Here is a 22,994-nt window from a genome sequence, read left to right as displayed (position 1 = left end):
TGGTGCTTTTTAGAAAACAGCTAATTTAACAATTCTTTTTGCATTATACAGATGATCTCAAATATATATATAATATTGGAGTGAAATAAAGGAGTGATTCAAATTGGAATCAAATATTATTCTATTGGTAATATTGGCAGCTTCAATATTAGGAAAAGCTAATTCTGTGGCAATTGCAGCCTGTATACTATTAATTATTAAACTCTTAAATATAGATAAGTATACTTTCCCGTATATAGAGAATCATGGAATGTTTATAGGACTAGTATTGCTTATAGCTGCTATTTTAATTCCAATTGCAAATGGAAAGGTTACATCTACAAATATAAAAAATGTATTTACTTCCTGGGTTGGTATCGCAGCATTATTGGTTTCTCTATTTACTACCTATTTAAGTGGACTTGGACTACAGTATCTTACTGTTCAAGGTCATGGTGATGTAATGCCAGCCCTAATATTAGGTGCAGTAATAGCTGCTGCTTTTCTGGGTGGAGTACCAGTAGGACCTTTGATTACTTCTGGTATACTTGCATTGGGACTCAAGTTATTTCATAGATAATATGAACTCATGGAGGTTATAAAAAATTGTTTTGTTGGCAATCCAACACTTAAGGTGACATTATCACAAGTTAATAACACATATATTAATTAAATTAATCTGTTTTTTAAACAAATTTGACATAATTAAAAAGGCAAGAAATGCGCTATCACTGATAGAAGCCTTTCCTGCCTAAAATTTTACATTCCCTCCAGCTTGACAGCTGTTTCAGTATTAATTTCTGATATACTCAATCTTGCCGTCAATCATGGTCATATCAACATCTAGGTTGTAAATATCCATTGGATCAATGGATAGGATGTCCCTAGATAAAATAATCATATCTGCTAATTTACCTACTTCAATGCTGCCCTTAATTTTCTCCTCAAAAGAAGCATAAGCTGCATTATAAGTAGAGCATCTGATGGCCTCCGGAACGCTGACAGACTGTGTTCTGTCACACTGAACATTTTTATTTCTGTCATAACGGTTTACCGCACCGTCAATTGCCTTCAGTCCATAAGGACCTGAAGGTGCATCACTGTGTAAAGAGCACGTAATCCCCGCATCCAGCATACTCCTAAGGGCTCCGAAATATTTCATTCTTTTTTTCCCATAGAATTTTTCATAATTTGCACCAAATGCTGCCACTAATCCGGCATTTACACTGGGACAAATGTTCATTTTTGCCATACGGTCAATCAAATCTTGATCAGTTAATGTGCAGTGTTCTATTCTATGCCTTAAGTCAGGGCGTGGATTAGTTTTAAATGCTTTTTCATATCCTTCCACCATAAATTCTACGGCCATATCTCCGATGGCATGAGCAGAAGCTTGACATTCGGCATCATTTATTTTTTTGATATACTCTGCAACTTCTTCCCTCTCCCAGCCTCTTTCACCTTTTAATTCAGGATCATGGCTGTATGGTTCTCTGGTAGCACATGACGGTGCTCCGCTGCCTCCGTCAATCATGAATTTGCAGGTACCGATCTTAAAATGTTCATCTCCTAAACCCGACATAAGCCCCAGATCCATCCAGTGTGCATTTTGTTCAAGAGAATACGGCTTTCCGAAAATGCTGTGAAGCATCATGTATGAACGTACTCTAAAGATTTTATTCCGGCAGAGCTTCTGCATGGTGTGATAAGATGAGGGCCCGCATTCCCCACAATCATGAATTGAAGTGATACCGGCTTCTAAAAGCTGCTTGTGGGAAATCATTGCTGCCCTGATTTGTGCTTCTTCAGTATAATCCACCTGACCCCACAGCCAAAAATGTGTATGTCCACGAACCAGTCCGGTTAATTTTCCATCTGCAACTTCCACTTCACCATCAGGATACTTTTTTGCATCCTCCGGTTTGTATACGTTTAGATAAGCCAATGCCTTGCTATTATACATGCAAATATGTCCGCCAACATGCATGCAGTGAACAGGATTGTCCGGAGCCGCTGAATCCAATTCCTCTAAAGACGGAGGACGCTTCTCCTTCAAAAGCAGCGGTTCATATCCCATCATAGATATCCACTGTCCCGGCTTTTTCAGTTTCACAGCTTGACGAATTATATCCAGTATTTCTGAGACTGATCTGCGATTACGAGTATCGATCATTGCCGCATCTATTTTTGCTTCCAGCAAACCATTAAGGATAGGATGGTAATGAGAATCAATAATTCCAGGCATCAAGGTACGTCCTTTCAGGTCTATGACCTTTGTGCCTTGGTCTATTATTTTCTCCAATCCTTCGTCGGTTCCTGTATAAACTATCTTATTACCTTTCACTGCCACGGCCTCAACTATTTCATCTTTTTCATTAACTGTGATTACCTTTCCATTTTTGAAAGCGTAGTCAGCATAGGAATAATCAAATTTCATTTAGCTCCCTCCAATTTTAATGTGCTTTAGTAATTTCTACGTTGTTCAGTTCTATCTGTTTTTTGCCCTTTTTAAATGCTTTAGACGGGAATGCATACATCATGATGACCATTATTATAAGTGAAAGAATGATTCCAGTTGTCTGTGCATTCAATATCTTGAATAATTTAAATGCAGGAAATATATAAGTGATTATAAGTGTAAGGGCAACACCTGCTACTGCCGATACCGAAGCCGCAGCTGCAGTTGGCCTTGTTGAAAAAATACCGAAGAGCAGTGGTGCCGTTAGTGATACTGACATCAATGTATAAAATATTGTAAGTGCCGTTATTATATTAGGAAGAAATAGCGCAAGTATTACTCCGATAACTCCACTTGCAAATGTAACGCCTCTGCTCATTTTAAGTACTCCTTGATCCGACAGGTCTGGGTTTACAAAAGTCTTATAGATATCATTTGTAAATGAACCATTGAGCATATAAAGTACTGTATCTGCAGTACTGATTTCTGCAGCAAATACTGCTGCAAGAGCTATAGCTGATATTCCTGTAGGCAGCAGCTTCATCATGGCAGTAGGCAATGCTGAGTCCTGTGAAGCCAGATGAGGGAACATTGCAAATGAACACATACCTATTATTGCCGGTATGAATGCGAATAAAAACTGTACTACTGCATTGTACATCGTTCCTTTTCTTATAGTTGATTTGTCTTTTGCACCATAAACTATGCCTACCAGACCCGGGGATACAAAGAATGAAGGCGTCAGCATAAAGAAATATCCTAGTATCACAGTGGCTCCTAACCCGAAGAAACTGAAATATTTTGTGGTACTAACTGCGTTATTTAGATTAGCTGCAACTAAAGTCTCAAGTCCGCTAAAACCTCCCACGTGAGACAGCGCAAAGGGCACAGCAATGATAAATCCGGTTAATACTACTACTAATTTCAACACTCCAACATAAGCTGAAGATACAAGCCCTCCGAAGGCAAAGTATACGGTTACAACTATGGCACCTACGATAATTCCGGTTGTTTTAGGAATGCCGACGGTTACATTTAATATCCACGAAACACCCATTAATTGTGCTGCAAACAAAGCCAGGGTTCCTACAAACATCATAGTAGAAAATACACCTTTGAAATATTTTGAATATCTTTTATCCAGGAAGTCACCGCAAGTCATCAAATTATATTTGGTGGACAGCTCCCAGATTTTAGGCCCTACAAAATAAGCCAGAACCACACTGCCAATAGCAGAAGTTATCATCCACCATACGGCAGAAATACCTGATGTATAAGCAAGACCGGTGATACCAACTGTAGAACCGGCACCGATGTTCCCACCGATAAGCGTTGCAAACAGCAACCCGGGACCAAGCTTTCTTCCAGCTACCATAAAATCGTTTCCGCCCTTGACCCTTTTGGAAGCAACATAACTTATTAAAATAAGCGCCGCAATGTACAATACGATGGCTAAAACATAAATATTCATTAACTAATTTCCTCCTTTCAATTCATAATCCAGAATAAATATGAATTGAATATTAGTTTTTAAATTTAATATCCTTCTACCTTAGCATTAAAGCTGTATTCAGGTGAAGGAAAAGTTCCGTCCAAGGTTTCCTTATGAAACTGATTCAAACCCTCTACCATACTCTTCCTGATCTGCGCAAATCGTTTAACAAATTTTGGTTTGAAATCTCTATACATCCCCAGAAGATCCTGGGTAACCAGTACTTGGCAGTCAACATAAGGGCCAGCACCTATTCCAAGTACAGGAACTTTTATTGCTTTACTTAAAGCTTTTGTAACACAACTTGGAACACATTCAACCACCATAGAAAATGCACCGGCTTTTTCTATTACCTTTGCATCTTCAATCAGCTGTGCGGCACTCTCAGGAGTTCCTCCCTGAATTCTGAAGCCACCAAGCTGACTGGAAGTTTGGGGAGTGAGACCTATATGGCCCATAACAGGTATTCCCGCTTTTACAATAGCTCCAATTTTATCTGCCATTTCCACTCCGCCTTCAAGCTTTATACAGTCACAGCCTGTTTCTTTCATAAGCCTGTTTGCATTCATAATAGCCTGCTCACAGCTTACATTATATGACCCAAAAGGCATGTCACCTACAACAAAAGTATTCGGGGCACCTTTTACAACTGGTTTTATATGATGAACCATATCATCCATTGTAACACCTGCAGTTTCCGAATAACCAAGCATAACCATACCAAGAGAATCTCCTACAAGAATAACTTCAGACTCGCTATCGTTTACAATAGATGCTGTAGTGTAATCATATGCCGTAACATAAGTAAACTTTTTTCCCTCATCTTTATACTTTTGAAAATCCAATACAGTCATTTTTTTTTTCATTTTTTATCTCTCCTCATCTTATAATAATTTAGGCCTGACCTCATAATATAATTAAATTTACCGACAATAATTTAGTTATACATGAGGGACATTTTGGTTCTGTATAATAGAACTAAGTTCTATTTTATCTCATAATAGATTATATTCTACACAAAACTCATTATTCCTTCTTGAAAAATAAAAATTTTTTAAATATTTCAATACTTATTTTTAAGAATATTCATAAAATACTTGGTAAAATAAAAGAACCGACACCATTAAAATAGTGCCGGCTATTATGAACAATACTATTCTTTTATTATACCTATCTTGTACACTATTTCCTGAAGCAGTTTTATAAACTGTTTTTTCCTCTCATCGTTCATTCTTATGGTAGGCGTTGCAATACTAATTGCCGCAACTGATTGATTAAACTGATTTTTTATTGGAACTGCTATGCATATAAGACCCTCTATATATTCTTCATATTCAATCGCGTACCCATTTTGCTTGACAGCCTTTATTTGTTCCATTAATTTTTCGGGTGAGTTCACTGTATTATCAGTTATTTTTTCAAAGTTCAATTTTGTTATATCCACGTCCCCGGAAAAAGCAAGAATTGCCTTACCCAAAGCGCAGCAATAGACAGGAACCCTCTTTCCGATCTCCAGTTCAATTCTTAAAGGCTCTGCCGTTACTATTTTATCTATGAATACCACTTCATCTTTATCCAAAATAGCGAAATTTACTGTCTCATGGGATTTTCTATAAATTTCCTCCAAATAAGGCCTTATAATTTTCTTTAGTGGAATTCTGTTTGCTACCTTTGTTCCCAACTCAAATATTTTTAAAGTTGGATAATACTTGTTGTTATCCTTATTTTGATCTACATAGCCCATCGTCTTAAAGGTGCCCAGTATCCTGTGAACCGTGCTTTTTCCAAGCCCCAAGTTACTAGACAGCTCAATTATACTAATTTCACCATGCTCTATGAGATCTTCTAATACATTTAATGATTTTAGTAATGAATTAATGTTATAATCGTTTTTTCGAGCCATTATTTGCCTCCCTTGGATATATTAAGAATATTTTATTTGCTTTTCTCCAAAGCTTTAACAAGATTAGTCAATATTAAATTAACAGGGGTATCAATTGAAAATTTTTCTCCTTCATTGACAATAGCTCCATTAATTGTATCTATTTCAGTTTTTCTTCCATTTAGAATATCCTGCAGCATGGAAGATTTGTTTTCACTGGTAGCAAAGGCCACATCCATTACCTTTTTTACCATGTCGCTGCCATTGAATTCTGTCCCTTTGGCTTTAGCCACTTTTACAGCTTCATTTACGGACATTCTCATTAAATCCTTCGTTTCATTTCCAGCCAAAAGATCTCCATTTTTAAGCTTTAATATGGCTGTAAGAGCGTTGATTCCTACATTGATAATCAATTTTGACCATATAAGCTCCATAACATTATCCGAAACAACTGTTTTAAAACCTGCACTATTCAATACCTCTGATATTTCATATATTCTTTTATCATTTTTACTTTTGGCCCATCCAATATTAGTCTCGCCACAGCCTGCGTGCTTAATATGTGCCGGCTCTATCATAGTTGCTCCATGTGCAGTAGTGCCGGCTATTATATTATTGATATCTGCATACTTCGCTATTTTTTCAATGTTACCATATCCGTTCTGTAAGCTAAGTATTAAGGTATTTGGTCCAAAAATGACTGCATTCTTTTCCATAGCCGCTGGCGTATTGATGGATTTTACAAATATTATTGCCAAATCCACAGGACCAACAGACGCTGCATCATTCACAGCCTCAGGTTTAACGATTACAGCATGGTCTTTTTCATCAATTTTTAAGCCTTCTTCATTTATAGCATCTACATGCTGCTGCCACACATCTACCAGATAGACTTTCGAAGAAACCCTTGAAAGATATCCACCATAAAGACTCCCCATGGCACCTGCTCCTATTATTGCTATTTTCATTTAAATCCCTCCACATATTATTATGTATGCTCTCGAAAGCTCAGAGAGCTTGATTCTTATATATTACAAGGTTTAGCATTTCTGCTTCACCTATAATATTCTAATAAATATCCACCAACTTAGTTGGTGGTTTTTCCTAAGCCCTATAAGGGCATATTACTAGCATTATGCCTTAGGGCAAAAAATCCCGCTAGCCGCAAATTATATTACTTGATGTATTCTTTTATACTTAATTTCCAGCTACCTTTTGATTATCTTCTATTCTGCATAGAGAAACTATATTCTATTATATATAATATTCTGCATAACTCGAACAATTCCTTTAAGAATGGGAACTAAAATTTATATATGAGTAAAATAAATATCCCAGTCAAGCTCAACAGTATAAACTCAAGAAAATTTGATTAACATTTTTGTTTATTTTGGGTAAATTTAAAACAATCAACTCATTTATGACTCAATAATTCAATATTGGGTTATAGAAATAATTCAATATTGAATTATAGAATCAAGATGACAATGGCTTTTTAATAGCTCTTATTTTTGAAAATGGTTGCGATTGCTGGTTTCATGTATAAAAAGCTATATTTGAACTGATGAATATTATAATTGGTACGGAAGTTGCTCTTATTTGTCAATGAGCATAAAATAAAAAAATTTAGAAGGGAGTGCTTTTAATGAATTTTGAGTTAACTGATCAACAAAAGCAGATCGTTGATACAGCGAAGAGACTTACCGAAGATCGTTTACTTCCAGGTGTTTTAGAAAGAGATGAAAATAGCGAATATCCTATAGAAGTATATAGAGAAATGGGTAGAATTGGATTAATTGGTTTGCCATATGCTAAAGAATATGGCGGATCAGGAGCAGGATATATGGAATATGTGCTTGCTGTTGAGGAAATATCCAAAGTTGATGGATCAATGGGAATTTCTTACTCTGTAGCTACATCCCTATATGGTGGACCTATAAATAATTTTGGGTCGGAGGAACAAAAGAAAAAGTATTTACCGCCAGTTTTATCTGGAAGATCATTGGGAGCTTTTGGATTGACAGAACCAAATGCAGGTTCAGATGCGGCAGGGGTTATAACGAGAGCAAAAAAAGAAAATGACTACTACATTTTAAATGGATCAAAATGTTTCACCACAAATGGACCATTGGCAGATTACTATGTTGTGTTTGCTTCTACGAATCCGGAAGCTAAAACTAGGGGCTTATCTGCATTTATTGTTGAAATGGATACACCAGGAATAAGAATTGGAAGAATAGAAAATAAAATGGGTATACGTTCTGCACAAGTTTCGGAGGTTTTCTTTGAAAACGTAAAAGTACCTGAAGAAAATTTAATAGCAGAAGAAGGTAAAGGATTTAAAATTGCCATGAATACATTAGATGGAGGTAGAATGGGTGTTGCTGCCCAGGGAATAGGAATTGCAGAAGGAGCGTTTGAAATTGCAAGAAAATATTTAATGGAAAGAGAACAATTTGGCAGGCCTTTATATAAAAATCAATACCTGGCATTTAAAATGGCAGAATTAAAAATAAAGATTGAACAAGCAAGACTGATTTTATATAAAGCAGCTTATGAGAAAGATGCAGGAAGATCATATACTATTCCGGCTGCCATGGCAAAGTATGCTTGTACAAATACCGCAATGGAAGTTACAACTGAAGCGGTACAGATGCTTGGCGGAAATGGATATATGAAGGGTTACAACGTGGAGAGAATGATGAGGGATGCAAAAATAACTCAAATTTATGAAGGGACTAATGAAATTCAAAAACTTGTTGTAAGTGGAAGTATTTTTAAATAAAAATTAGATTAGAAGGAGAGGATTTAAAATGATAGGTAAAAAGGTAAGTTTAAAAGTGAGAATGTCTGCAGGAGAAGCGCATTATGCGGGTGAGCTAGTAAATGGATCGCACATAGTGGATTTCTGGGGGGATGTAGGAACAGAATTGATGATAAGAAGTGACGGAGATGAAAGTTTGTTTGCAGGGTACAAGGATATTAAATTTACAGCACCTGTGTATGCAGGCGATTTCATGGAATATGTAGGCTGGATAGAAAAGGAAGGGAAAACTTCAAGAACATGCAAATTTGAGGCATATAAATATATTGAGCTTACAAGAGATAAAAACGACGCTATTTCAGCAGCAAGGGTGCTGGAAAAACCACTTCTTTGTGGCAGGGCAACAGGGACCCTAGTGGTTAAGAAGGAATTCCAGAGAGGAGTTCAAGATGAGGCATTTAAAGTAGAAAAGTAATATTTAATGTGTGTAAAAGATTTGCCTTTGTTTAGGCAAATCTTGAATTTATAAAGTTTAAATTATTTTAAGAGGAAGGATAAAAATGACTAAGGCTTTAGATGGAGTTAAAGTGCTGGAGTTATGCCATGCCTATAATGGACCTTTCTGTGGAATGATACTGGCGGACCATGGGGCACAGGTTTTAAAAGTTGAATCTCCAAAGGGAGATCAATGTAGGACTTGGGGACCTTTTGATAAAAAAAGTGGTGAAAGTGGTTTTTTTGCTTTTTTAAATAGAAATAAAAAAGGAATAACTCTGAATTTGAAAAATGAAAAAGCTCTCGAAATGTTTTATGAATTGGTAAAAGATGCAGATGTGGTTATTGAAAATTATAGAACTGGAGTGGCAAAAAAATTGAAAGTGGATTATGCCGCGCTTAAAAAAATAAATCCAAGGATCATATATGGTTCCAGTTCAGGATTTGGGCAGACAGGACCACTCTCAAACAGACCCTGTTATGATATAGTGGCCCAATCCATGGGTGGAATGGTAAATATGACGGGATTTCCGGATGGACCCCCTACCAAAGTGGGGCCTTCAATTGCGGATAACGTTACAGGAGTGTTTCTGTGTGTAGGAGTTTTGATGGCACTTTATTCAAGAGAAAAGACAGGCGTGGGACAGCAAATTGACGTTGCTATGCTTGATACTATTTTCAGCTTGCTTGAAAATGGAATAGTGAACTATACCGTTGCAGGTAAAATATCTCAAAGACAGGGGAATATAGATCCTTCTATTGCACCTTTTGATATTTTTAAGGCCGAGGATGGATATATAGCTATTGGAGTGGGTAATGATAAGCTGTTTAAAATATTTTGTGAAACCATAGGACATGAGGAACTTTTAGAAAATCCAAAATTCAGAACCAATGATCTGAGATGCAAAAATTATGTGGGAAATTTGCAAAATATTATACAAGAATGGGTATCTGCTAAAAAGAGAAACTATATAGAAAAACTTTTTGATATTGTTGGACTTCCCTGTGGTCCTGTGCTGGATATAAAAGAGGCCATTGAGCAGTCTCAGATAAAAGCGAGGAATATGATGGTTGAGGTTGATCATCCAACTATGGGTAAAACAAAATTCCAAGGAGTAACTATTAAGCTGTCAGAAACTCCGGGAAGCGTGGATTTTGCAGCTCCTCTGCTGGGACAACACAATAGAGAGATATTTAATTTAAGTAAAAAGAAATATAAAAATATGAAGGAAAAGGGTATATTTTAGGTTTTTGAGATAATTTATGAAAAAAATAGATATTGGACAAGAAAAAACTTAATCGGAGTTTAAATATACATTAAGTTAAATGATATTTAGAATATATTATAATCTATTGTGCTCGTTGTTAGAAAGATGTAGTATGAATTTAAGATATTAAATTGATTTGAGAATCATGGATATTTATGAAGGAGTGGTATCTGTTGGTGTTAAATATTTATTCTTCAGGGCTAATTATAACAGATTTAAATGGAGTGATTCTAGACTTTAATCCTTTAGCTGAAAGCGTTTTTAAAAATTCACAGCTTCAGGGAAAAAACATTGAAGATTATCTTAAAAGCGTAGATAAGGAAAATTTATATATAACTGAATGTGTAAATTGTAAGATTTATGTTATCAAATCAGAGGAAAAAACAAATGGATTTCTTGAATATATACTGGAAAACTCCTTTGATGAAATATTTGTTACAGATGGAAAAGGAATTGCGATTTATTGCAACGCGGCTTTTGAGGAGCATTATGGTGTTAATAAAAAAGATATTCTGGGAAAAGATACAAGCTTTCTGGAAAAACAGGGATTAGTCGACAGGGTGCTTGTCCATAGAGTCATTGAATCGAAAGAAACTATAAGTTTTGAACAACATACTGCAACGGGAAAGACTATATTAAATACTCTTAAACCCATATTGGATGAAAACCATGATGTTATATATGTAGTTGAAAATTGCAGAGATATAAGTGAAGCAACCCAGCTTAAAAATACAATTCAATCGATAAATCGTAAGATCAGAAAGTATAAAAAGAAGGATAAATATTTTAATACCATGGATACTGGAGATTCTGTGAGATTTAAAAGTCAAAAAATGAAAAAAATATTAGTTTCTATAGAGAAACTCTCTATTAGGAACGTGAATTTACTGTTGGTTGGAGAATCAGGTACGGGAAAAACATTTTTGGCAAATAAGATACATGACTTGAGCTTAAGGAAAGAGAGACCTTTTGTGACTATAAATTGTACTACTATACCAGAGGAATTAATAGAATCAGAACTATTTGGATATGAAAGAGGAAGTTTTACAGGAGCGTCTTCAAGCGGGAAGGAAGGTCTTGTAGAGCAAGCTAATTCAGGTACACTTTTTTTGGATGAAATAGGTGAACTTCCTCTTACAGTACAGGTAAAATTGTTGCAGCTTGTTCAAGAAAAGACTTATATTCCCGTAGGAGCAGTCTACCCTAAAAAAATAGATGTTAGAATAATTGCAGCCACAAATCGAGATCTACTTCAGTTAGTAAGACAAGGCAAGTTCAGAGAGGATCTTTATTATAGATTGGCTTTGGGAGTAATAAGAATTCCACCTCTCAGAGAGAGAAAAGAGGATATAGATGTACTGTTGGGCTATTATTTAAATTTATTTAATAACAAATATGATACCAAGATTAAATTATCTGAATATTCGAGAATAGTACTTAATAATTATTACTGGCCTGGGAATATAAGAGAACTTGAGCATTTTTTAGAGATACTGGTAATAAGTTCACCTTTTCCCGATTATATAATTTCTAGAGAAGACTTAGAAGATTTACCGGGGAATATTATGGAGTCGTCAAAAATTAAGATGGAAAATACTAATTCACATATTATAAAACTAGCTAATTCTATACCAAATGAGATGTATGATTTGAGTGAAATTGTGGAGAATTATAAAGCGGAGATTGTAAGAAGAGCAAAAAAAATATATAAAAGTTCCTATAAAGTAGCCAAGTATTTAAATATTTCACAAAGTACCGCTTCCAGATTGATATCGAAGTACTGTAAGTGAATGTATAATTAAGTAATTTTTAAAGGAACTTATTTTTACAAAGTAATAGTATATACGTATCATTTTGTAAAATTAAGTGTACTGCCGAAAATTTGAAGTAAATTAATTCCCTATGAAACTGTAAAAGGAGGTGTCAAAAGGAGTAAAGATCTAGGCTCTGGCTGCTTCTTACACCATTTCACAGTAATACTAGAGTACATTTCAGGGAAAATAAGGCATATCTCATATATAAATGCTGCAAAGGCATTTTTTAAAAAATTCTTGCAAGAGAATTTTGGAAAGAGATGGGTTCATGCTTTTTCCGTGAGGTATGATCAAAAATGTATTGACAGTATTTAATATTATTGATATACTATGTAATATAATTTCAAATGATAAATGAACTTATTAAGAGAGACGGAGGGAAAGGCCCTATGAAGTCCGGCAACCAGTATTGATCAATACAATGGTGCTAATTCCTACAGCATGTAGCTGAAAAATGAGGGAATTCATTGAGAAAAACTCAGGAACTTTCCCTGGGTTTATTTTATTAGTTAAATTAAAATAATTTTTAAAAGTTGACCAGAAAAACTGGAGACTAAATTTTGTTTTATAGAATTTAGTCTCTTTTTTTGTCCTATATGTATTTGGCTGTTGAATTCTGAAAGAAAGGGGGAGAGTCAATTATATGATAAGTGTGAGGAATTTAAGCAAGACATTTAATACTCCAAAGGGAGATATTCAGGTGTTAACAGATATAAATCTGGAAGTTGAAAGGGGAGATATTTTTGGAATAATAGGGTTTAGTGGGGCCGGCAAATCTACCATGATACGCTGTCTCAACAGACTTGAAGAACCTACTTCGGGAACTGTTATAATTGGAGACAAAAATATAACTTCCATGAATAAGGATGAGCTCAGAGAAGCCAGAAAAAAAATAGGAATAATATTTCAGGACTTTAATTTGTTTGACTCAATGACTGTATATAAAAATGTAGCCTTTCCACTTAAAATATCAGGCTATCCTGAGGGAAAAATGAAGGAAAGGGTGCATGAAATACTGAATCTAGTGGATTTAAGTGACAAAGTTGATTATTATCCTGCTCAGTTGAGCGGTGGTCAAAAACAGAGGGTTGGAATAGCCCGGGCACTTGCCAATGAGCCAGATGTACTTTTAAGTGACGAGGCCACTTCTGCCCTTGATCCACAGACTACTTATTCTATATTAGAACTTTTAAGAGATATAAATAGAAAACTCAATTTAACCATTCTGCTTATAACACACGAGTTGGATGTTGTTAAATATATATGCAATAATATGGCAGTGATTGAAGAAGGAAGAATTGTAGAAGTGGGAAGTACAAATTCAATATTTTTAAATCCTAAAAGTGATACTGCTAAAAAGTTTGTAAAAATAATGAGAAATTTCAATATAAATTCTGATTGTCATGGAGGTGAAGTAATATGACTGATGATTTTAAGATGCTGATTTTAAAAGGACTGTCAGAAACTATAGAAATGGTGATTATAACAGGCTGTATAGCGCTTCTCATAGGTATGCCACTTGGAATTATATTGGTGGTTACTAAAAAAGGACATATTTTGGAACATGAAAAATTGAATAGGGTGCTGGCCACTATAGTAAATGCCATAAGATCCCTTCCATCTATAATACTGATTGTAGTTTTATTGCCGCTGGCCAGATTGATTGTTGGGACCACACTGGGAATGAAAGCAGCGATTGTCCCAATATCCATAGGAATAGCACCTTTTTTGGCAAGAATTATTGAGACATCCATAGAAGAAGTGGAATGGGGGAAGATTGAAGCGGCTCTTGCTGTGGGAGCAAAACCTTTTCAGATCATATTGAAAGTTCTAATACCAGAGGCACTGCCTTCCCTTATAAGAGGAATTACAATTTCCATGATATCCATTATTGAATTTACCGCTGTAGCTGGAGCTATAGGAGCAGGAGGGCTTGGAAGTCTGGCAATACGTTTTGGATACGAAAGATTTCGTAAAGATATTATGGTAGCTACTGTTGTACTGCTTATATGTCTTGTGCAGTTCATACAGTTTTCAGGAGACCATATTTCTAGATATGTAAATAAAAAAAGGTATAAATTTGATTGATTTTTTTAAGGGAGATGAATTAATATGAAAAAGAAAAGTGTAATATCATTAGTACTGGCAATAGCTGTAGGACTGCTTTCAGGCTGTGGTAATGGAGGTAGCTCAAATAGTACAGGCAGCGGGAGCAGCAAGGACAAAAGCGTTACAGTAAAGATAGGTGCAGCAGCAGTGCCCCATGCAGAAATATTGAATCATATAAAGCCGACACTTGCAAAAGAGGGAATTGACTTACAAGTAGTGGTACTGGATGATGAGGATCAGTTGAATCCAGCTCTGCAGGAAAATCAGATAGATACAAATTATTTTCAGCATTTGCCCTATCTAGAGTCTGTAGCCAAGGAAAAAGGGTATGATTTTGCTGTAGCTGGAAAAGTTCATGTGGAACCAATAGGTTTTTATTCTGATAAAATTAAATCCAAAAGCGAACTTAAAAATGGTGCTAAAATTGCCATACCTAATAATCCATCCAATGAGTACAGGGCACTGGAGCTTCTTCAGGAGCAGGGTCTGATTAAATTAAAATCAGGAATAGCTAACTATAGTGCTACGCCTTCAGATATTGTTGAAAATTCAAAGAACCTGCAGTTTGTTGAAGTGGATGCGGCGCAGCTTCCTAGAGTACTGCCTGATGTAGATGGTTCTATAATAAATACAAATTTAGTACTTGAAGCAAAATTGGATCCCAATAAGGCATTATTTAGGGAAGATAGTAAATCGCCTTATGCAAATTTAATCGTTGTGAGAAAGGGTGATGAAAATAAAAAGGAAATAAAAGCCATAGTAAAGGCACTTAATTCAGATGATGTAAGGAATTTTATAAAGAAAAAATATGGAGTTGCAGTAGTACCGGCTTTTTAAGATGGAGGTATGAGTATTGAGTGTTAATATAAAATCTCCAGAAGTGGAGATAAGAGAATCCAGATTGGGTTCAATTACAGGATTTGCTGGAAATGCTAAAGAATTATGCAGGGCTTCTAAAGGTGGCAAATTATGTGATAGAAGAAGAAGTTTTAGCCAGTGCCTTGGGTGCAGTTCAGGAAATGCACTGTGCCAGCTGGCTATGATACAGGATGCAGTGGTGATAAACCACGCACCTATAGGATGCTCTGCTGATTTTCAGGATTATAATTTTACAAACAGGGTAGGACAGGTAAAGAGGAATATGCCACTTAGAAATGCCAGATTGTTAAATACCAATTTACAGGAAAAAGATATGATTTATGGTGGTATTTTTAAATTGGAGAAAACTATACGGGAAGCTTGTAAAAGATTTAATCCCAGGGCAATTTTTGTAACTACATCCTGTGCTTCCGGAATCATCGGAGATGATGTAGAGGGAGTGACTGATAAATTACAGGAAGAACTGAAAATACCCGTGGTATATATATCCTGTGAAGGATTTAGATCAAAGATTTGGACAACAGGTTTTGATGCTGCATATCATGGTATTTTGAGGAAAATTGTCAAACCACCTGTTAAAAAAAGAAATGATGTTATAAATGTAATTAATTTTTGGGGAAGTGATATATTCACCGATTTATTTGGCCGCATAGGATTGAAACCAAATTACATTGTCCCTTTTTCAACTATAGATAAACTGGAAAGCATATCTGAAGCTGCAGCTACTGTTCAAATATGTCCCACACTTGGGACATATTTGGCTGCTGGCCTGGAGCAGGAATACGGTGTAACAGAGATCAAATCGCCGCCTCCTTATGGGATAGATGGTACGGATATATGGTTTAGAGAGCTTGGAAAAGCTACTGGAAGGGAAAGAAAAGTGGAGAAACTTATAAAGTCCGAGAAAGATAAAATTGCTCAAGACCTTGAAAGACTTAGGAATAAATTGGAGGGCAAAAGAGTGTATGTAACTGCAGGAGCAGCTCATGGACACAGTCTAATAGCCCTTTTGAAGGATCTTCACATGGATGTAGTGGGAGCAGCTGTATTTCATCATGATCCCTGTTATGACGATAGGAGTTCCAAAAGTGATAGTTTAGGTCATGTAGTGAAAAATTATGGAGATATTCCAAATTTTGATATCTGTAATAAACAGCCTTTTGAACTGGTGAATATACTTAACAGATTAAAACCAGATCTTTTGGTAGCAAGACACGGTGGAATGTCTTCATGGGGGCCAAAGCTTGGTATACCTACGTTTTTAATGGGTGATGAGCAGTTTGGACTGGGATATGAAGGGCTCATAAACTATGGCAATAAGATAATTGATGTACTTGCCACTAAAGAGTTTGTAAGCAGTATTGCCAGTCATTGTGAACTTCCATATACTGATTGGTGGATGAATCAGGATCCTTATAATTTTCTGGGAGGTGGTAATAATGGCAAAAACGGTTAATATAGTGGAACAGCCAAGACATTACTGTGCACTTGGAGCAGAGCAGTCCGTACTGGCTATCAAGAAAGCTATTCCTATAATACACTCTGGTCCAGGTTGTGGAATTAAACTTCACGATGGACTGAGTGTTGCATCTGGGTATCAGGGCATAGGCTATTCCGGAGGAAGTTCCGTCCCATGTACCAATACCACAGAAAGAGAAGTTGTGTTTGGAGGAGAAAATAGGTTGAGGCAAGTAATAGATGGGTCTTTAAAAGTTTTAAAGGGCGATCTATTTGTGGTTTTAACAGGATGTACTTCCGATATAATAGGAGATGATGTAGGTCAGGTGGTAAGCGAATATAAAGATAGGGGAATTCCAATAGTTTATGCTGAAACGGGTGGATTTAAGGGAAGTAATTTTAAAGGACATGAAATAGTGATTAAGGCTATTATTGATCAATTTGTAGGTGAAAAAAAAGCACAGGTAAAAAAAGGACTTGTAAATGTTTGGTCTGTATTGCCCTATCAGGACTCATTCTGGACAGGTAATTTAATGGAAATAAAAAAATTACTTCAGGGAATAGGTCTTGAAGTAAATATACTTTTTGGCACAGAGTCGAATGGAGTGGATGAATGGAAGACAATTCCCGATGCTCAATTTAATCTGGTTCTTTCACCCTGGGTGGGGCTGAATATTGCAAAACACCTAGAGGAAAAATACGGTACCCCTTATCTGCATTATCCTGTGCTTCCAATAGGAGCAAGAGAAACCAGCAAATTTTTGAGAACTGTTGCAGAATTTGCTCAGCTGGATAAAAAGAAGGTTGAGGAATTTATAAGTGGAGAGGAAAAGAGATTTTATTATTATATTGAAAGATCACTGGACTTTTTTATAGAATTTAGATATGATATGGCAGATAGATTTTTTAATATAACGGATTCTTTTTATACGCTGGGAATAAGCAAGTTTCTAGTAAATGAGCTTGGAATTGTCCCGGGAGAGCAGTATATTACAGATGATACTCCGGAAGAATATAGAGGTGAAATAGAAAATGAATTTGAGCACTTGTCTGAATCTGTTTCATCCAAGGTTGTATTTGAAATAGACGGAGGTAAAATACATGAGAGATTGAGAAAATACCCCCATGGCAATTATAAGCCTCTGATTTTGGGAAGTTCCTGGGATAAAGACATAGCTTCAGAGTTAAATGGATTCTGGATAAATATATCTCTTCCGGTTATGCATAGGTTGGTATTAAACAGAGGCTATATTGGGTACGATGGAGGATTGACCTTGGCGGAGGATATATACAGCAACATACTCGCAACTTATAAGTAATAGAAGGAAGTCTATTATGATGAAAGAAAAAGTAAAAATGTTGGGTATAAAAGAAAAAAACTTGAAACTGATAGGAAAATTGGCTGGTGAAGATGGCTTTTATTCCTTCAACTCTGAAGGGGATCTGGATAAAGAGGAAAAGATCATTCCTACCTCCAGTTCTCATAATTGTGGTGGAAGGTGTATTATAAAAGTCCATGTAAAAAAGAATAGAATTGCCAGGATATCCACCGAAGACGATATTCCGGATACTGAAAAGACTCCACAGCTGAGAGGGTGTTTGAGATGCCGAGCTTATCGCAACCACATGTACAATTGTGATAGATTGAAATATCCTATGAAACGCAGGGGAAAACGTGGAGAAGGCAGGTTTGAGCCCATAAGCTGGGATGAAGCATTGGATTATATTGCAGATAATTTAAAAAGAATTATGCATGAGTATGGACCTGACTCAATATATGTCCAATATGCCACCGGAAATGAAGGCAGGCTTTCGGAGAATGTGTGGATGAAGCGGCTCCTTGGAATGTATGGAGGGTATCTGTCCTATTATGGAACCTATAGTACGGCTTGTACTCAGGCAGCTACTCCCTATACTTTTGGCACAATATATACGGGAAACAGCAGGGAAGACTGGGTGAATTCGAAGCTTATAATCCTCCTTGGATTTAATCCGGCAGATACCATACATGGTACAAATACCGCCTATTATCTTAAGATGGCAAAAAATGCAGGAGTCAGGATAATAAGTATTGACCCGATTTATTCAAATACAGCAATTGCCCTTGCAGATGAATGGATTCCAATTAGACCTACTACGGATAATGCACTGCTTGATGCAATGGCCTATGTTATGATTACTGAAAATTTGCAGGATCAGCATTTCCTGGATAAGTACTGTATTGGCTTTGATGAAAATCATATGCCGCCGGGCATTCCCTATGGAAATTCCTATAAAAGCTATGTCCTTGGGGAATGCAGTGATAGGATACCTAAAACTCCTGTCTGGGCAGAGGCTATTACAGGGATACCAAAAGAAACTATAGTCAGACTGGCAAAAGAGTATGCCTTGGATAAACCCGGAGCACTGATACAGGGATTCGGACCTCAAAGACATGCTTACGGAGAACAGGTGGTTAGAGGGGGAACTGTTTTAGCTGCCATGACAGGCAATATAGGTATTAGTGGAGGCTGGGCGTCTGGAACAGGATATCCGGTGAGAGAAGCATATGTGGCGTCAATTCCTCACTACAATCCCAATAAAAGTAAAATTTCCATGTTCAGCTGGCCTGATGCCATAGTGAGAGGGAAGGGAATGGGAGCCAATTTAAGCGTCAAGGGAACAGAGAAGTTGTCCTCAAGTATAAAATTCATATTCAATTTAGGTGGAAACTGTCTTGTAAATCAACATACGGATTCAAATGCTGCCGCAGCGCTTCTGAAAAACAAAGATCTGGTAAAATTTATTGTGACAAGTGATCATTTCCTGACTGCAAGTGCCAGGCTTTCAGATATAATACTGCCTTCAGACGATATGCTGGAAAGAGAAGACATAGTCACACCCTGGGGATTTGGTGATTATGTGCTGTTTATGAACAAGGCCGTGGATACTGTTTTTCAATGCAGAAATGGATATGACTGGATAAGTGATTTATCTAAAAGGTTTGGACTTTTAGATAAATTTACGGAAGGAAAGTCACTTGATGAATGGATAGAATATCTTGTTGAAAAAACAGCCGAGAAAAACCCTGGCTTTCCCAGTTGTGAAGAATTCAAGAAAAAAGGGGTATACCGGTGGATTTATGAAAAGCCCAGCATTGCTTTTAAAAAGCAAATTGAGGAGCCTGCAGCTAATCCCTTTCCAACGCCCTCCGGCAAAATAGAGATATTTTCACCTAGATTGTGGGAAATGGACAATCACAGAGAAATTCCGGCAGTTCCCAAATATATTTCTGCCTGGGAGGGACCGGAAGATTTTCTCATAGGAAAGTATCCTATACAGTGTATAGGCCATCATTCTAAAAGAAGGGTTCATTCCACCTTTGACAATGACAGCTGGATGGAGGAGGTGGATCCACAAAAGATTTTTGTAAATTGTGAAGATGCCAAATCAAGGGGCATTGAGGATGGGGATATGGTCAAAGTATACAATGACAGAGGTGTTATGATTTTACCTGTAAAAATTACCAGCAGAATTATGCCGGGAGTTGCTTCCATACCCCAGGGAGGCTGGTGGACTCCGGATGAAAAGGGAATTGACAGGAGAGGGTGTATAAATGTTTTAACCAAGTATAAGCCAACGCCTCTGGCTTTTGGGAACCCATCCCATACAAGCCTGGTTGAAATAGAAAAAGTGGATTGAGGGAAGGAGATTTAACAAGATGTGCACACAGCTGGCATTTTATTTTGAACAAAAAAATTGTACAGGATGTAATACCTGCAAAATAGCCTGCAAAGATAAAAACAATCTGGAAGCAGGTCAGAATTTCAGAAATGTGTATGAGGTGTCTGGCGGCAGTTACATAAAAAGGGGAAGAGCAGTTATACCAAAGGTATATGCTTTCTGGATTTCAATAAGCTGCAATCACTGTATTGATCCTGCCTGTGTAAAGGCATGTCCTGTGAAGGCGATTAAAAAGAGAAAAAAAGATGGAATTGTATATATTTGTGAAGATCTGTGCATAGGGTGCCGCAGTTGTATTAAGGCATGTCCATATAAAGCACCTCAATATGACTCCAGCACTAAAAAAGTTAAAAAATGTGATTTCTGCATGGATTTGATAGACAAAGGTAAACCCCCTGTCTGTGTAGCTGCCTGCCCCATGCGGGTTTTGAATTATGGAGATCTGAATTTTCTTAAAGCAAGATATGGGAATATATGTAAAGTACGGGGAATGCCTGAAGGAAATGCTACAAAGCCCGCTTTAGTAATCACTCCCCATAGAGATGCTTTAAAAAAATAAGGAGAATTTTTTATAATGGACAGTATAAAATTGTGGTTTATGGAAAGAGAAGCTGTATATTCTACGCTGGCTCTTTTTTATAGAGATAATTTGAGCAGAGGTTTGAAAATTTTAAAAGAAACTGATTTACTGGAAAAGCTTTCCGAATATGAAGATGATATTGACTTATCTGATAAAGCCAAGGTAATATCAGGCGAGATGGGTGGTAATAAATTTAATCCTGGATATGAAAAAGAGTTATGGGAAGATTACCAGAGATTGTTTGTTGGGCCGGGACGTATTTTGGCACCTCCCTGGGAATCCGTATATGAGAGCAGGGATAGGCTTATTTTTGGAAAATCGGAGCTTTCCGTAAGGGAGTTCTATCATCAATTTGGTTTAGAGGTAAATCCCAGGGAGGCGGCAGATCATCTTGCCTTTGAACTGTCTTTTATGGCAAGGCTCTGCAGTATTAAAACATATGATGATTTTCAGAAGGTATTAAAAATTTTGGCATCAATGGAAAAGTTCCTAAAAGAACATTTGTGCAAATGGGTTCCGGCCTGGAGAAATTGCGTCAATTCCAATGCTAAAATTGGATTCTGGATTGAACTTTCAAATATCACAGAAGCCTGGGTAATGAAAGATTTGAAAGAAATAGAAAAAATTATTAAAAATAAGTAAAAGTAGGATATGTTTTTATTGAAAATATATCTTTTAGGATGTATTATTAATGTATAATGAAAATTTATATTATATATAAGAAAAAATTATCTTGGATGATTATAGCGTGAGATAACATCTGTTAACCGACGGGGCAATGATATATTTTCACAGTTATATCAAAAACTTTCAGGTAAAAATAGCGCTGTAGGACAAAACTCTGGAAAATCTGTATTTAAAACAGTACCGAAGGTGAAAGATGTTCTGCTCGAAACTCTCAGGTAAGTAAACAGAGGGATATGTGGACAAATTGTTCTTCATGTCCTTTTTTGTTGTATAAAAATATAATAGGAGGTTTTGTCGTGGAAGGATTGAAAAAAACTGCACTGTTTAATTCCTATGGAAAATATGGAGCAAAAATGATAGACTTTGCGGGATGGTCTATGCCGGTACAATTTGAAGGTATAATACCTGAGCACAGGGCAGTGAGAGAAAAGGCGGGGTTGTTTGATGTTTCACATATGGGTGAAGCCGATATAAGGGGGAAAGATGCACTGAACTTTGTCCAGAATTTAATTACCAATGACGCAGCTGTACTTGAAGACAATCAGATACTGTACACTCCTATGTGTTATCCAGATGGCGGTGTTGTGGATGATATTATAGTTTACAAGTTTGATGATGAACATTTTTTCCTGGTCATAAATGCTGCAAATATCGAAAAAGACATCAGCTGGATGCTTGACAACAAGGGTGGCTTTGACGTTGATATCGAGAATATATCTTCTTCTGTTATACAGTTGGCCATTCAGGGACCTGAAGCTCAAAACATACTTCAAAAGCTTACAGATGTGAATCTGGGGGAAATTAAATTTTTCTTTTGCAGAAGAGATATGCCTGTTTGTGGGAAAAAATGTATGATATCCAGAACTGGATATACGGGAGAAGATGGTTTTGAAATTTATTCTTCTGTTGAAAATGCAGAATATTTGTGGAACAGAATACTTGAAGCCGGAAGGAAAGAGGGTATAAAACCAATAGGCCTTGGTGCAAGAGATACACTGAGATTTGAGGTAAATCTTCCTCTTTATGGGAATGAACTTTCGGATTCCATCACCCCTCTTGAAGCTGGACTGGGATTTTTTGTGAAACTGGATAAAAAAAATTTTATAGGAAAAGAAGCTCTTTTAAAGCAGAAAAAAGAAGGCCCTGCCAGAAAGATAATTGGATTTGAAATGAAAGACAGAGGTATTCCGAGGCATGGATATGAAGTTCTTGCAGGATACAAAAAAATAGGCGAAGTGACCACGGGATACAGATCTCCCTCCTTGGGAAAAAATATAGGGCTTGCCCTTATAAACTCCAAGTATTCCAAACTTGGAACTGAAATTTTTGTCAAAGTGAGAGGAAAGCTTCTTAAAGCGGAGGTTGTGGACAAAAAATTTTATAAAAAAAATTATAAAAAATAATAG

General features: G+C 36.5%; 19 protein-coding genes and 2 riboswitches. Of the genes, 14 read left to right on the top strand and 5 right to left on the bottom strand.

Annotated elements, in window-relative coordinates:
• The first annotated feature begins 103 nt into the window (after positions 1-103).
• The gene (locus tag ACFHWD_RS06770; RefSeq protein WP_179977569.1) at positions 104-559 is read left to right on the top strand and encodes a DUF441 domain-containing protein; all 456 of its coding nucleotides are present in this window, start codon (positions 104-106) and stop codon (positions 557-559) included.
• Positions 560-772: 213 nt separating this feature from the next.
• Here ACFHWD_RS06770 and ACFHWD_RS06765 read toward each other — a convergent pair whose 3' ends face one another.
• The 5 genes from ACFHWD_RS06765 to ACFHWD_RS06745 form a co-directional block, all read right to left on the bottom strand.
• On the bottom strand, positions 773-2,416 hold the full coding sequence (locus ACFHWD_RS06765; RefSeq protein ID WP_229981504.1) for an amidohydrolase: 1,644 nt from the start codon (positions 2,414-2,416) through the stop codon (positions 773-775).
• 16 nt (positions 2,417-2,432) lie between these two features.
• On the bottom strand, positions 2,433-3,908 hold the full coding sequence (locus ACFHWD_RS06760; RefSeq protein ID WP_229981505.1) for a sodium:solute symporter: 1,476 nt from the start codon (positions 3,906-3,908) through the stop codon (positions 2,433-2,435).
• A 65-nt stretch (positions 3,909-3,973) separates the two neighbouring features.
• On the bottom strand, positions 3,974-4,795 hold the full coding sequence (panB, locus tag ACFHWD_RS06755) for a 3-methyl-2-oxobutanoate hydroxymethyltransferase (protein ID WP_229981506.1): 822 nt from the start codon (positions 4,793-4,795) through the stop codon (positions 3,974-3,976).
• 287 nt (positions 4,796-5,082) lie between these two features.
• Complete coding sequence (locus ACFHWD_RS06750; RefSeq protein WP_229981507.1) at positions 5,083-5,832, bottom strand: IclR family transcriptional regulator; 750 nt, start codon at positions 5,830-5,832, stop codon at positions 5,083-5,085.
• Positions 5,833-5,864: 32 nt separating this feature from the next.
• Positions 5,865-6,779 (bottom strand): ketopantoate reductase family protein, encoded by a 915-nt coding sequence (locus ACFHWD_RS06745; protein ID WP_229981508.1) that lies wholly within the window; start codon positions 6,777-6,779, stop codon positions 5,865-5,867.
• Positions 6,780-7,456: 677 nt separating this feature from the next.
• On the opposite strand from ACFHWD_RS06745, the gene ACFHWD_RS06740 reads away from it, so the two are divergent.
• The 13 genes from ACFHWD_RS06740 to gcvT all read left to right on the top strand — a co-directional run bounded on the left by ACFHWD_RS06740 (position 7,457) and on the right by gcvT (position 22,991).
• Positions 7,457-8,596, top strand: a complete 1,140-nt coding sequence (locus tag ACFHWD_RS06740; protein ID WP_179977563.1) for an acyl-CoA dehydrogenase family protein — start codon at positions 7,457-7,459, stop codon at positions 8,594-8,596.
• A 28-nt stretch (positions 8,597-8,624) separates the two neighbouring features.
• Positions 8,625-9,050, top strand: a complete 426-nt coding sequence (locus ACFHWD_RS06735) for a hotdog fold domain-containing protein (protein WP_378061113.1) — start codon at positions 8,625-8,627, stop codon at positions 9,048-9,050.
• Between the two features lie 85 nt (positions 9,051-9,135).
• The gene (locus tag ACFHWD_RS06730) at positions 9,136-10,317 is read left to right on the top strand and encodes a CaiB/BaiF CoA-transferase family protein (protein ID WP_179977561.1); all 1,182 of its coding nucleotides are present in this window, start codon (positions 9,136-9,138) and stop codon (positions 10,315-10,317) included.
• Between the two features lie 197 nt (positions 10,318-10,514).
• Positions 10,515-12,128, top strand: a complete 1,614-nt coding sequence (locus ACFHWD_RS06725; RefSeq protein WP_378061172.1) for a sigma 54-interacting transcriptional regulator — start codon at positions 10,515-10,517, stop codon at positions 12,126-12,128.
• Positions 12,129-12,509: 381 nt separating this feature from the next.
• Positions 12,510-12,613: riboswitch (SAM riboswitch) on the top strand.
• Positions 12,614-12,795: 182 nt separating this feature from the next.
• Positions 12,796-13,575, top strand: a complete 780-nt coding sequence (locus ACFHWD_RS06720) for a methionine ABC transporter ATP-binding protein (protein WP_179977559.1) — start codon at positions 12,796-12,798, stop codon at positions 13,573-13,575.
• Positions 13,572-14,240, top strand: coding sequence for a methionine ABC transporter permease (locus tag ACFHWD_RS06715; protein WP_150355634.1), 669 nt, complete (start codon positions 13,572-13,574; stop codon positions 14,238-14,240). The genes ACFHWD_RS06720 and ACFHWD_RS06715 overlap by 4 nt, the downstream gene beginning before the upstream one ends.
• A gap of 24 nt (positions 14,241-14,264) precedes the next feature.
• A complete protein-coding gene (locus ACFHWD_RS06710; RefSeq protein WP_378061110.1) occupies positions 14,265-15,098 on the top strand; it encodes a MetQ/NlpA family ABC transporter substrate-binding protein in 834 nt (277 codons plus the stop codon).
• Positions 15,099-15,114: 16 nt separating this feature from the next.
• Positions 15,115-16,596 carry a nitrogenase component 1 gene (locus ACFHWD_RS06705; protein ID WP_179977557.1) on the top strand — a complete coding sequence of 494 codons (1,482 nt, stop codon included), beginning with the start codon at positions 15,115-15,117 and terminating at the stop codon, positions 16,594-16,596.
• Positions 16,580-17,917 carry a nitrogenase component 1 gene (locus tag ACFHWD_RS06700; protein ID WP_179977556.1) on the top strand — a complete coding sequence of 446 codons (1,338 nt, stop codon included), beginning with the start codon at positions 16,580-16,582 and terminating at the stop codon, positions 17,915-17,917. Before ACFHWD_RS06705 ends, ACFHWD_RS06700 begins: the two co-directional genes overlap by 17 nt.
• Positions 17,918-17,933: 16 nt before the next feature.
• Positions 17,934-20,279, top strand: a complete 2,346-nt coding sequence (locus ACFHWD_RS06695; protein ID WP_229981525.1) for a DMSO/selenate family reductase complex A subunit — start codon at positions 17,934-17,936, stop codon at positions 20,277-20,279.
• Between the two features lie 19 nt (positions 20,280-20,298).
• Positions 20,299-20,880 carry a DMSO/selenate family reductase complex B subunit gene (locus tag ACFHWD_RS06690; RefSeq protein WP_179977555.1) on the top strand — a complete coding sequence of 194 codons (582 nt, stop codon included), beginning with the start codon at positions 20,299-20,301 and terminating at the stop codon, positions 20,878-20,880.
• 15 nt (positions 20,881-20,895) lie between these two features.
• Entirely contained in the window at positions 20,896-21,543 is a 648-nt protein-coding gene (locus tag ACFHWD_RS06685) for a molecular chaperone (protein ID WP_179977554.1), read from the top strand.
• A 189-nt stretch (positions 21,544-21,732) separates the two neighbouring features.
• A riboswitch (glycine riboswitch) is annotated at positions 21,733-21,825 on the top strand.
• A gap of 59 nt (positions 21,826-21,884) precedes the next feature.
• Positions 21,885-22,991: a glycine cleavage system aminomethyltransferase GcvT gene (gene gcvT, locus ACFHWD_RS06680; RefSeq protein WP_229981526.1), complete on the top strand. Its 1,107-nt coding sequence runs from the start codon at positions 21,885-21,887 to the stop codon at positions 22,989-22,991.
• The last annotated feature ends 3 nt before the right edge of the window (positions 22,992-22,994 follow it).

The sequence above is a fragment of the Clostridium sp. MT-14 genome, from assembly GCF_042436595.1.
Taxonomy (GTDB): domain Bacteria; phylum Bacillota; class Clostridia; order Clostridiales; family Clostridiaceae; genus Clostridium_B; species Clostridium_B aromativorans.
The sequence above is the reverse complement of the archived record's forward strand: the minus strand, read 5'-3'. Positions and strand labels throughout refer to the sequence as shown.